The following is an 11011-nucleotide window of genomic DNA, read 5'->3' on the forward strand; positions in this document are numbered from 1 at the left end:
CTAGCCGCGCGCGTCGAACGCGCCGCCCTTCATTACCCTGAGCACGCGACCCTGGACGGGCAGGCCGTCGAAGGGCGTGTTGCCTGCCTTGGCGACCATCTGGTCGGCGTCGATCAGCCACGGCGCGTCGGGATCGACCAGAATGAGGTCCGCGGGCTGGCCGGGGGCGAGCGTGCCGGTGTCGAGCCCCAGGATGCGCGCGGGATTGCGCGCCAGCAGCGCGAACAGCCGCTCCATCGTGATCACGCCGTCGCGCACGAAGCCCAGGCCCAGCGCGAGTAGCGTTTCCGCCCCCGCCGCACCTTCGGCCGAATCCGCGAATGGCAGCCGCTTCTGCTCCGGCCCGCGCGGGTCGTGGCCTGATGTCAGCACGTCGATCGTCCCGTCGGCCAGCGCGGCAATCGCCGCCTGCCGGTCGTTCTCGTCGCGCAGCGGCGGCGACAGATGCGTGAAGGTGCGGAAATCGCTCATCGCGATGTCGGACAGCAGCAGGTGCGCGGGCGTGATGCCACAGGTGACCGCGATGCCGCGCGCCCGTGCCGCGCGGATCAGATCGAACCCGCGCGCGGTCGTGACCTGGCGGAAATGGATGCGCGCCCCGGTTTCCTCCGCCAGCATCAGGTCGCGGGCGATCGCCAGCGCCTCGGCGATCGCGGGCGCGGCGGGCAGGCCCAGACGGGTCGCCGTCTCGCCCGCCGTCGCCACGGCTGCACCGGCCAGCCCGCCATCCTCGGCATGCGCGATCACGGTCAGCCCGACGTCGCGGGCATAGCCGAGCACGCGGCGCATGACGCCCGCATCCGCGATCCAGCGCCGCCCGGTCGCGACCGCGCGCGCGCCCGCATCTGCATTGATCGCAATTTCGGCGAGGTCGGTGCCGTTCAGTCCACGCGTCGCCGCCGCGATCGGGTGAACCCAGATCTCCGGCTTGCCCATCGCCGCGCCGCGCTGGATGATGCCGGGATCGTCGAGCACCGGCGACTGGTCGGGCATCAAGCCGACGCGCACGATCCCGCCGGCGCGGAACGCCGCCTTGTCGATCGCGAACACGCCCAGATCGACGATCGCGGGCGCGAGCAGCTTGCCCCGGCAGTCGATGGTTTCGGCTTCAGCCTTTCCAGCCTCAAAAGAGCCGTTGGTTTCGAGCGAAGTCGAGAAACCTGAGCCGGGCATACGTTTTTCGACTTCCGCCTCCGGCGGAAGTTTATCCTGAGCGCCCGCCCTGCGGGCAGTCGAAGGGCTCGAAACGAACGGGGTCTTCAGGATCATGTCTTCCTGGACTACCAGCTCACCCGCGTGCACCCCGCCGTCGGGACAAACCAGTGTGGCATTCGTAAAGCGAACCGCGCTCATGCCCAGCCCTCCACGCCGCGCGCGCGGCGGGTCAGCACGTCCAGGCACGCCATGCGCACCGCCACCCCCATTTCGACCTGCTGGGTGATCGCCGATCGCGACGCGTCGTCGGCGACGCTCGAATCGATCTCGACCCCGCGGTTCATCGGACCCGGATGCATGACCAGCGCATCGGGCCGCGCGCGCGCCAGCCGTGCCGGGGTCAGGCCGTAGCGGAAATGGAACTCGCGCGTCGACGGCACGAACCCGCCGTTCATCCGCTCGTTCTGCAGGCGCAGCATCATCACCACGTCCGCCCCGTCGAGCGCGGCGTCGAAATCATGGTGCGCCGTCACTCCCATGCGCGCCACTCCCTCAGGCATCAGCGTCGACGGCGCGACGACATGGACGTCGGCGGCGAGCGCGGTCAGCGCCAGGATGTTGGAGCGCGCGACGCGGCTGTGGCGGATATCGCCGCAGATCACGACGCGCTGTCCCGCGATCGATCCCTTGCGCCGCCGGATGGTCAGGGCATCGAGCAGCGCCTGGGTTGGGTGCTCGTGCCAGCCGTCGCCTGCGTTGAGCACGGGGCAGTCGACCTTGTCCGCGATCAGCTGCACCGCGCCCGAACTGCCGTGGCGGATGACGATCACGTCGGCGCGCATCGCGTTGAGCGTGACCGCGGTGTCGATCAGCGTTTCGCCCTTCTTCACGCTCGACTGCGCGGCGTGCATGTTGACGACGTCGGCGCCCAGCCGCTTGCCCGCGATCTCGAAGGACAGGAGCGTGCGCGTCGAGTTTTCGAAGAACGCGTTGATCTGGGTGATGCCGTCGAGCCGCCGGTCGGATGCCGCGCGCGCGCGGTTCGCCTCGACCCATTGTTCGGCCTCGTCGAGCAGGAACATGATCTCGTGCGGCTGCAGACCCTGGATGCCCGTCAGATGCCGGTGCGGGAACGCCGCGCTGCCGTTCAGGACCGTGCCGGGGCGATGATCGGAATGCTGCATCAGGGCGGTCATCTAGCCGATGGCACCCGCAAGTAAAGCGGCCGCGGCCGCCCCACGCGTGATGTCACCCCGGGGTCGACCCGGGTTCCCACTGTTCGTTGCGCCGGATCAGGCAGCGGGACCCCGGCGCAAGGCCGGGGTGACGAGCTTTGATTCCGACGATGGCCCCATGCCTCAGCGGTCAAGCGAGCCGCTGGCCAGCCCGTCGATCGCACCCTGCAGGATATAGGCGGCGGCGTGGTTGTCGACGCGCTCGGCGCGCTTGGCGCGGCTCATGTCCTGTTCGATCATCGCGCGCTCGACCGCGACCGTCGACCAGCGTTCGTCGCACAGCAGGATGGGAAGGCCAAGCGCGGCGAGGTTGCGCGCGAACGCCCGTGTCGACTGGCTGCGCGGCGATTCGCTGCCGTCGAGGTTGAGCGGCAGGCCGATGACGATGCCCTTGACCGACTGTGCGGCGATGATCCGCGCAATCGCCGCCTGGTCGGCGGTGTACTTGGTCCGGCGGATCAGCTCGGCGGGGCTGGCGAAGCTCCAGCCCGCGTCGCACAGCGCCGTCCCGATCGTCCGGCTGCCCACGTCCAGCCCGATCAGCCGGCCCCCGTCGGGCAGCGCCGCCAGGAACGCGGCGCGATCGGTCGTCGGTGTCATCGCGCAAACACCTTCAGCCGCCGGTCGGCATCGGCGCGGACATTCGCCCAGAACAGGCTGTAGTCGAACACATGATAATTGTTGCCGGGCAGCACATAGGGGCCCAGTTCCGGCGGCTCCCCGATCAGCAGGACGCCGCGCTCGGCGCAGCGCGCGGGCACGCGCCCCGGCGCGATCGTCGCACTCTTCAGGTCGTCGGAGGCGAACAGCGTGCCCAGATTGGCGTTGGCGGGCGCGGCATCCCCGGCATTTCCCGTGATCGGGTTGGTGCAGATCATCGGCGTGCCCCGGCGCGGCTGGCCGTCAAAGCCCGTCGTCGCATCGAAGGTGTCGAGGATCAGCGACGGATCGGCCGGTTCGCCGAAGCTTTGCCATGACAGGATGCAGTTGGCCTGTTCGGCGCGGCGGCATTCGGCAAGCCCCAGCGCCGGCAGGTCGGTCGTGCGCGACACCGGCCAGCCGACGACATAGGCCGCGACCACGCGGCGCGCGAGCGGCGTGCCCGCCACCCGGTCCTTGAGCAGGCGGGTCAGGTGCAGCGCCCCCTGACTATGCCCGGCCAGGATGATCGGGCGGTCGGGACCGGCTTCGCGCACGAACTGGCTGAACGCCGCGTCGATGTCGCCATAGGCCAGGTCGAGCGCCGCCTGCGCGTCCGCCGCGCTGGTCAGGAATGCGCCGAACGTCGCCTGGCGATAGCGCGGCGCCCAGATCGCACCGGCGGCATTGAACGCGCTCGCCTGGCCGCGCAGGAACGTCGCTGCCAGATCGTTGGCGCGCGCGTCGTCGAGCGGCGCGTTCCAGCGGCTGCGGTCGAGATAGGAGGTCGGGTGGATGAAGAAGACCGCGGCCGGCGCATCGGTCGCGGGCCGATAGCCCTCGGGCGTCCACAGGGCCGGATTGCCCGGCTGGTCCGGTCGCGCGATCCACAGGCGGGCATCGGCATAGGCGTTGGTCTCGACGCGCGGCAGCGCCTCGAACCGGGCCGAGGGAACCAGCGCGAAACGCGTCAGCTGGACCCCGAACAGGCGATAGGCAAAGGCGGCGGCGAGCGTCAGCACGATCAGGATGGCGACCACGTAGAGGAATTTGCGAGCCAAGCCGGCTTCTCCATTGTGCAATGCAGCATCGGTGCTGCCGGGGCAATTGCGGTTGCGCGACTGATGGTTGCTGGTCATGCAACTGTCCAGACCGACTTTGGTCGCCGGCACATCGGGTAAGGAGGGAGCGGAGGGGATGAACGAAGCCGATCGATCCGCGCAATCGACGCCGGCATGGCCGGCGCGCACGCCGTTGCTTGCCGGGCTGGGGCTGGCGACCGGCCTGACCGCGCATCGCATCGTTGAGGCCTCAGGCCAAAACCCCGGTGCCGTCGCGATCGGCTGGGTCAGCTTTGTTGTGGTTGCTGCCGCTGTCATCGGCTTCACGATCGATCGACCGAGCGGCGTTGCGTCATTGCTGTTCGGCCTGGGGTGCGGCGTCATCGCCGGCCTGATCGCCGCATTGAACGGCCCGACCGAGAGCTGGAGCGCGAGCGAAGGCTGGCGGATGGTCAGCGGGGCGCTGGCGATCGGCATCGCCGCGCCGCTGTTTCAGGCAAGCACGCGGCAGGGGCGCGGGTGGCCGTCGATTGCCGTCCAGTCGGTCCACGATCACGCCTGGACCAACGCGGTGCTGTTCGCCGGCAGCTGGGTGTTTGTCGGCATCGCATTCCTGCTGTTGCTGGTGGTCAGCGAGCTGTTCCACCTGATCGGCATCGATCTGCTGCGCGATTGGCTGCGCGACAACGCGGTCGTGGCTGCGCTGGTCGGCGGCGCGTTCGGCGCGGGGCTGGGGCTGTTGCGCGACCAGGATCGGGTGGTGCGCCTGCTCCAGGCGGTGGTGCGCAACGTGCTGGCGGTGCTGGCCCCAGCGTTGGGCGCGGCGTTGCTCATTTTCCTGGGCGCGCTGCCCTTCACGGGCGTCGATGCGTTGTGGGAAGCCTGGGGATCGGCGGCAACCTTGCTGCTTGCCTGTGCCGTCGCGGCGCTGATGCTGGTCAATGCGGTGATCGGCAACGCGCCGGAGGAGCAAGCGCGCAACCGCGCGCTGCGGTTCGGCGCGATTGCGCTCGGCATCGTCATGCTGCCGCTGGCGCTGCTCGCCGCCTTCGCGATCGGCCTGCGCGTCCATCAATATGGCATCACGCCCGACCGGCTGTGGGCGATCAGCTTCGCCGCGCTCGCCAGTGCGTACGGCCTGGCCTATCTCGTCACGCTGGTCCGGCGGCGCGCGGCATGGATTGCGGCGTTGCGCCACGCCAATCTGCGCCTGGCGATCGGCACTGCGCTGTTCGCGCTGCTGCTCGCGACCCCGCTGGCCGGCTTCAACGCGATCGCGACGCGCGACCAGATCGCCCGGCTGGAATCGGGCAGGGTGCGCGCGGACCAGTTCGACTGGACGGCGCTGCGCTTCGATTTCGGCGCGCCGGGCCGTCATGCGCTCGAACGGCTGGCCAGGGGACCCGACAAGGCGCTGGCGGCGCGGGCCGCGGCCGCGCTGGGCCAGAGCAGCCGCTACGCGGCGGCTCAGGACGCGCAGCGTCGCGCGAGCACCGCGTCGATGGCTCGCCGGGTGCGAGTCCTGCCCGCCGGGACTGCGCTGCCCGACGGGTTGCGCGATCGCCTGGCCGATATCGGCGACTGCGGCTTCGACACCGCGCGCTGCACCGTGCTGTTCGTCTCACCGCGCGAGGCGCTGGTCCTCCCCGACGGCTGCATCTCGGGGCCCGCGACCATTGCGGCGTGCGACGCGACGCGGCTGGAACGCACTCCCGGCGGCTGGGCGGTCGCGCCGATCCGCCCCGTCGCCGGCGCCGGTGCCGCGCCCGGCAGCCTCGCCCGCGACTATCGCGCCGGGCGGCTGGAAGTCCGCCGGGTCGAGCGTCGCCAGCTCTTCATCGGCGACCAGCCGGTCGGTGCCGCGTTCGAGTGACGCTTTGGCGTTGCGCCGCCCCCGCGGCCGGTGCTAGCCGCTCGGGCCATGTCCGTAGATATCTCCACCGTCAAACGGGTCGCCGGGCTCGCCCGCATCGCGATCAGCGACGACGAAGCCGCGCGCCTCGCGCCCGAACTCGCCAACATCCTGGGCTGGATCGAGCAGCTGAGCGAAGTCGACTGCACCGGCATCGAACCGATGACCGCGGTCATCCCCAACACGCTGCGCCTGCGCGACGATGTCGTCACCGACGGTGATTGCCGCGACGCGGTGCTCGCCAACGCGCCTCAGGCCGAACACGGCTTCTTCGCAGTGCCGAAGGTGATCGAATGACCGACCTCACCGATCTCGGCATCGCGGCGCTGCGCGACGGCATCCGCCTGGGCAATTTCAGCGCGCGCGAAGTCGCCGACCAGTTCATCGTCAAGGTCAGCAAGGCCAAGCCGCTCAACGCCTTCCTCGTCGAAACCCCCGACCATGCGCTTGCCGCCGCCCGCGAAGCCGATACCGCGCGCGCAGCCGGTGAAGTGCTGAAGCCGCTGGCCGGCGTGCCGATCGGGATGAAGGACCTGTTCTGCACCAGGGGCGTGACCTCGACCGCGGCCAGCCACATCCTCGAAGGCTTCAGGCCGACCTATGAATCGACGGTCAGCCAGAAATTGTGGGATGCCGGCGCGGGCATGCTGGGCAAGCTCAACATGGACCAGTTCGCGATGGGTTCGTCCAACGAAACCAGCGCGTTCGGCAATGTGGTCAGCCCCTGGCGACGCAAGGACGGCGGCAATGCCCCGCTGACCCCCGGCGGATCGTCGGGCGGCAGCTCGGCGGCGATTGCGGCGCGGCTGTGCCCCGGCGCCACCGGCACCGACACCGGCGGCTCGATCCGCCAGCCGGCCGCGTTCACCGGCATTGCGGGGATCAAGCCGACCTATGGCCGCTGCTCGCGCTTCGGCATCATCGCCTTTGCCTCCTCGCTCGACCAGGCGGGACCGATGGCGCGCGATGTCCGCGACTGCGCGATCCTGCTCAGGGAAATGGCAGGGTTCGATCCGCGCGACGCGACTTCGCTCGACGTCGCCGTGCCCGACTGGGAGGCCGCGCTGTCGCCCAGCCTGGCGGGCAAGCGCATCGGCATCCCGAAGGAGTATCGCGTCGACGGCATGCCCGCCGCGATCGACGCCTTGTGGCAGCAGGGCATCGCCTATGCCCGCGATGCCGGAGCCGAGATCGTCGAGGTTTCGCTGCCCCACACCCGCTACGCGCTGCCGGCTTACTACATCATCGCGCCGGCGGAGGCGTCGTCCAACCTCGCCCGTTATGACGGGGTGCGCTATGGCCAGCGCGACCTGCCCGATGGCGCGGGGTTGCAGGACATGTATGCCGCCACCCGCGCCGCCGGCTTCGGCGATGAGGTCAAGCGGCGCATCATGATCGGCACCTATGTGCTCTCGGCCGGCTTCTACGACGCCTATTACACCCAGGCGCAAAAGGTCCGCGCGCTGATCGCCCGCGATTTCGAGCGCGTGTGGGACCAGTGCGACCTGCTGCTCACCCCGACTGCGCCGTCATCGGCCTTTGCGTTGGGGGAAAAGTCCGCCGATCCGATCGCCATGTATCTGAACGACGTCTTCACTGTCCCGTCCTCGCTCGCCGGCCTGCCGGCGATGAGCGTGCCGGCCGGGCTGGACGAGGCCGGGCTCCCGCTGGGCCTGCAGATCATCGGCAAGCCGCTTGACGAACAGGGGGTGCTCAACGCCGGTCTTGCGATCGAACAACGCGCGGGCTTCGTCGCGCGGCCGGACGCGTGGTGGTAGACGGGTATTACCGGATAAGGTATTACTTTCCGCATGACCAAGCACAGTCGCCTGACCGTCAAGGGGCAAGTCACGATCCCTAAAGACGTGCGTGACAAGCTTGGCCTGAAGCCTGGTGACCCTGTCGCATTCGTGAACGAAGGCGATTACATCGCCGTGCGCAAGGGCGAGGAGAGCCATGTGGATCGCGCATCGCGACGCGACGATATGCTGAAGCGGATCGACCAAGCGCGGCGTTATGCGCTGCCAATGGATATGACGACCGATGCGTATATGGCGCTGATTCGCGAACCCGTGCCGATCCCGGGCGGAAAATGATTTTCGTCGACAGCAACATTTTCATCGACCTGATTGATCCGCAAAGCGACTGGTACGAGTGGTCGCAGGAGAAAATTGTCGATCCCGCGGACGATCTAGTCATCAACCACGTCGTGCTAGCCGAGGTTGCTCGACAATTTGCATCATTGGCCGAGCAGCAAAACTACTTCGCCACCCTGGGCGTCCTTGTCGAGTTGCTGGATGAAAAAGCAGCCTTTCGCGCCGGGCAGGCACACAACGCCTATCATCGGGCCGGCGGTGTGCGCGAAGGCATCCTTGCGGATTTCCTGATCGGCGCCCACGCTGCCACGCTTGGCGCGACATTATTGACCCGCGACAGACAGCGGTTCGCCGCCTATTTCCCTGAATTGACCCTCATCACCCCCGAGACCCACCCATGACCGACGCCGCCACCGCCACCACCTCCAACTACCGCATCCCCGGCGCGACCGGCGACTGGGAAGTCGTGATCGGGCTGGAGGTCCACGCCCAGGTCACGTCGAAGGCCAAGCTGTTTTCCGGCGCGGCGACCGAATTCGGGGCGGAGCCGAACACCCAGGTGTCGCTGATCGACGCGGCGATGCCTGGCATGCTGCCCGTGCCCAATCGCGAATGCATCCGCCAGGCGGTGCGCACCGGCCTCGCCATCGATGCGCAGATCAACATATGGTCGCGTTTCGACCGCAAGAATTATTTCTACGCCGATCTGCCCCAGGGATATCAGATCAGCCAGCTCTATCACCCGCTGGTCGGCGAGGGTGCGCTGACCATCGACGCGGATGAAAAGGCCGGGATCGCCGCGCCCAAGCGCATCGGCATCGAGCGCATCCATGTCGAGCAGGATGCCGGCAAGCTGATGCACGATCAGCATCCGACCCGCTCCTATGTCGACTTGAACCGCTCGGGCGTCGCGCTGATGGAAATCGTCAGCCGCCCCGACATGGCGTCGCCGGCGGAGGCGGGCGCCTATCTTTCCAAGCTCCGCTCGATCCTGCGCTATGTCGGCTCGTGCGACGGCAATATGGACCAGGGGTCGATGCGCGCCGACGTCAATGTCAGCGTGCGCAAGCCCGGCGATCCGTTGGGCACGCGCACCGAGACCAAGAACGTCAACTCGGTCCGTTTCGTCATGCAGGCGATCGAGCATGAGGCGCGCCGCCAGGTCGACGTGCTCGAATCGGGCGGCACGATCGTCCAGGAAACCCGGCTGTTCGATCCCGACAAGGGAACGACCCGGTCGATGCGGTCGAAGGAGGACGCGCACGACTATCGCTATTTCCCCGATCCCGACCTGCTGCCGCTCGAACTCGACGATGCGTTCATCGCGGAATGCCGCGCGTCGCTTCCCGAACTGCCCGATGCCAAGCGTGCGCGCTACGAAGGGCTGGGCATCACGCCCTACAACGCCGCGGTGCTGACCGCCGATGTCGAGACCGCCCGCTGGTTCGACGCGCTGCTCGATGCCGGGGCCAAGCCGGTTCAGGCCGCGAACTGGGTGGGCGCCGAGCTGTTCGGTGCCCTCAACCGGCTTGGCAAGGATATTGAGGAAAGTCCGGTAAGTCCATCACAAGCCGCCGAATTGCTCGCGCTGATTGCTGATGGCACGCTCTCCAACACGCTCGGCAAACAGGTGTTCGAGCTCATGCTCGAAACCGGGCAGGGGGCGGGTGCGCTCGTCGAGGAGCGTGGCCTCAAGCAGACCAGCGACACGGGCGCGATCGAGGCGGAAATCGCCAAGGTGATGGCCGCCAATGCCGACAAGGTCGCCGAATATCGCGGCGGCAAGGACAAATTGTTCGGCTTCTTCGTCGGCCAGACGATGAAGGCGATGGCGGGCAAGGCCAATCCCGCGGTGGTGAATGAGTTACTGAAGAAGGCGCTGGACGGCTGAGCGTGAGCCCCGGCCCCTCGGGTCGCTTGCGAAGGTTGAAGGGTTGGGCGTGCTGCCCGGTGGATGCCGGAACAAGTCCGGCGTGACGGACGAGCTTTGGTAACCTCCCTTCACCGTCACCCCGGCCTTGTGCCGGGGTCCACTGCGCCGACTGCGCGGTGGGCTGATGTTTTGCACTGTCCTTCAAGCCGGTGACGTGGCTAGGCTTGGGACCGCGATTTGCATGACATTCTGCCTAACCCGATCCCGGAGCCCGGAAATGACTCGCCACAGCCCGCAACTTCCGCAACTTCGCCGCCGCGCCCTCGTCGCTTTCGCCACGTTCGCGTCGCTTTTCGGCTGTGCCTTCGCGCTCGCACAGGACGCGCCGACGCCCCCGGCGGCGCCCTTGCCCCGCGTCCTCATCGAAACCAGCGTCGGCACGATGACCGTCGAGGCGGACGTGGTGCACGCGCCGATCACGGCGGGCGATTTCCTGAAATATGTCGCGCAGAAGCGGCTGGACGGCGTTGTCTTCTATCGCGTCGTCAAGGTGCAGGACCAGTTCGGCTTCGTCCAGTTCGGGCCGCAGGGTGACCCAAAACGCGTGCTGCCGCCGATCAAACATGAGCCGACGACGCAGACGGGCCTCAGCCACACCGACGGCGTGCTGTCGGTCGCGCGGCTGGAGCCGGGCACGGCGCGGGGCGAGTTCACGATCATGGTCGGCGACCAGCGACGCGGGCTCGACGCCGGCAATGGCGCGCCCGCCGACAATCTCGGCTATGCCGCCTTCGGCCGCGTGGTCGAGGGGCGCGAGGTGCTGGTCCGCATCCTCGACACCCCGGTCGATCCCGAAAAGAACAGCCGCGGCGCGTTCAAGGGCGAGATGCCCGGCGATCCGGTGCGGATCATCCGCGCGGTCCGCCTTGCAACGCCGGTCAGCGCGCCCGCGCGCTAGGCGATCGGCTGGCCCGGTGCCGGGCCTGGAATCGTCGGCGCGGGGTCGGGCACATCGATGTCGGGGCTGGGCGGACGAATCT

The 11011-nt window shown here is 68.3% G+C and carries 11 protein-coding genes; 7 read left to right on the forward strand and 4 right to left on the reverse strand.

The window, feature by feature from the left end:
• From AX709_RS13495 to AX709_RS13510, 4 genes are all read right to left on the reverse strand, one after another.
• On the reverse strand, positions 1–1173 hold the full coding sequence (locus AX709_RS13495; RefSeq protein ID WP_082731783.1) for a dihydroorotase: 1173 nt from the start codon (positions 1171–1173) through the stop codon (positions 1–3).
• Positions 1174–1349: 176 nt separating this feature from the next.
• On the reverse strand, positions 1350–2339 hold the full coding sequence (locus AX709_RS13500; RefSeq protein ID WP_066477615.1) for an aspartate carbamoyltransferase catalytic subunit: 990 nt from the start codon (positions 2337–2339) through the stop codon (positions 1350–1352).
• A gap of 174 nt (positions 2340–2513) precedes the next feature.
• Positions 2514–2990 (reverse strand): Holliday junction resolvase RuvX, encoded by a 477-nt coding sequence (gene ruvX, locus AX709_RS13505; RefSeq protein WP_066477585.1) that lies wholly within the window; start codon positions 2988–2990, stop codon positions 2514–2516.
• Positions 2987–4090, reverse strand: a complete 1104-nt coding sequence (locus AX709_RS13510) for a DUF3089 domain-containing protein (RefSeq protein WP_066477619.1) — start codon at positions 4088–4090, stop codon at positions 2987–2989. The genes ruvX and AX709_RS13510 overlap by 4 nt, the downstream gene beginning before the upstream one ends.
• Positions 4091–4226: 136 nt before the next feature.
• On the opposite strand from AX709_RS13510, the gene AX709_RS13515 reads away from it, so the two are divergent.
• The 7 genes from AX709_RS13515 to AX709_RS13545 all read left to right on the forward strand — a co-directional run bounded on the left by AX709_RS13515 (position 4227) and on the right by AX709_RS13545 (position 10929).
• Positions 4227–5963, forward strand: coding sequence for a DUF4153 domain-containing protein (locus AX709_RS13515; RefSeq protein ID WP_066550071.1), 1737 nt, complete (start codon positions 4227–4229; stop codon positions 5961–5963).
• Positions 5964–6011: 48 nt separating this feature from the next.
• The gene (gene gatC / locus AX709_RS13520; RefSeq protein ID WP_066550074.1) at positions 6012–6299 is read left to right on the forward strand and encodes an Asp-tRNA(Asn)/Glu-tRNA(Gln) amidotransferase subunit GatC; all 288 of its coding nucleotides are present in this window, start codon (positions 6012–6014) and stop codon (positions 6297–6299) included.
• Positions 6296–7780 (forward strand): Asp-tRNA(Asn)/Glu-tRNA(Gln) amidotransferase subunit GatA, encoded by a 1485-nt coding sequence (gene gatA, locus AX709_RS13525; protein WP_066550076.1) that lies wholly within the window; start codon positions 6296–6298, stop codon positions 7778–7780. The genes gatC and gatA overlap by 4 nt, the downstream gene beginning before the upstream one ends.
• A gap of 33 nt (positions 7781–7813) precedes the next feature.
• Positions 7814–8098: an AbrB/MazE/SpoVT family DNA-binding domain-containing protein gene (locus AX709_RS19210; RefSeq protein ID WP_066550078.1), complete on the forward strand. Its 285-nt coding sequence runs from the start codon at positions 7814–7816 to the stop codon at positions 8096–8098.
• Positions 8095–8499 carry a type II toxin-antitoxin system VapC family toxin gene (locus AX709_RS13535; protein ID WP_066550079.1) on the forward strand — a complete coding sequence of 135 codons (405 nt, stop codon included), beginning with the start codon at positions 8095–8097 and terminating at the stop codon, positions 8497–8499. The genes AX709_RS19210 and AX709_RS13535 overlap by 4 nt, the downstream gene beginning before the upstream one ends.
• On the forward strand, positions 8496–9989 hold the full coding sequence (gatB, locus tag AX709_RS13540) for an Asp-tRNA(Asn)/Glu-tRNA(Gln) amidotransferase subunit GatB (RefSeq protein ID WP_066550085.1): 1494 nt from the start codon (positions 8496–8498) through the stop codon (positions 9987–9989). The genes AX709_RS13535 and gatB overlap by 4 nt, the downstream gene beginning before the upstream one ends.
• A 259-nt stretch (positions 9990–10248) precedes the next feature.
• Positions 10249–10929 carry a peptidylprolyl isomerase gene (locus tag AX709_RS13545; protein ID WP_082731785.1) on the forward strand — a complete coding sequence of 227 codons (681 nt, stop codon included), beginning with the start codon at positions 10249–10251 and terminating at the stop codon, positions 10927–10929.
• The last annotated feature ends 82 nt before the right edge of the window (positions 10930–11011 follow it).

Origin of the sequence: Sphingomonas sp. CCH15-F11 (genome assembly GCF_001557005.1) — a bacterium.
In the GTDB taxonomy this organism is placed as follows: Bacteria; Pseudomonadota; Alphaproteobacteria; order Sphingomonadales; family Sphingomonadaceae; genus Sphingomonas.

Bases quoted from the DNA above. Each gene is read 5' to 3' on its own strand.
- AX709_RS13495 (WP_082731783.1), bottom strand. From the start codon at position 1,173: ATGCCCGGCTCAGGTTTCTCGACTTCGCTCGAAACCAACGGCTCTTTT.
- AX709_RS13500 (WP_066477615.1), bottom strand. From the start codon at position 2,339: ATGCAGCATTCCGATCATCGCCCCGGCACGGTCCTGAACGGCAGCGCG.
- ruvX (WP_066477585.1), bottom strand. From the start codon at position 2,990: ATGACACCGACGACCGATCGCGCCGCGTTCCTGGCGGCGCTGCCCGAC.
- AX709_RS13515 (WP_066550071.1), top strand. From the start codon at position 4,227: ATGAACGAAGCCGATCGATCCGCGCAATCGACGCCGGCATGGCCGGCG.
- gatC (WP_066550074.1), top strand. From the start codon at position 6,012: ATGTCCGTAGATATCTCCACCGTCAAACGGGTCGCCGGGCTCGCCCGC.
- gatA (WP_066550076.1), top strand. From the start codon at position 6,296: ATGACCGACCTCACCGATCTCGGCATCGCGGCGCTGCGCGACGGCATC.
- AX709_RS19210 (WP_066550078.1), top strand. From the start codon at position 7,814: ATGACCAAGCACAGTCGCCTGACCGTCAAGGGGCAAGTCACGATCCCT.
- AX709_RS13535 (WP_066550079.1), top strand. From the start codon at position 8,095: ATGATTTTCGTCGACAGCAACATTTTCATCGACCTGATTGATCCGCAA.
- gatB (WP_066550085.1), top strand. From the start codon at position 8,496: ATGACCGACGCCGCCACCGCCACCACCTCCAACTACCGCATCCCCGGC.
- AX709_RS13545 (WP_082731785.1), top strand. From the start codon at position 10,249: ATGACTCGCCACAGCCCGCAACTTCCGCAACTTCGCCGCCGCGCCCTC.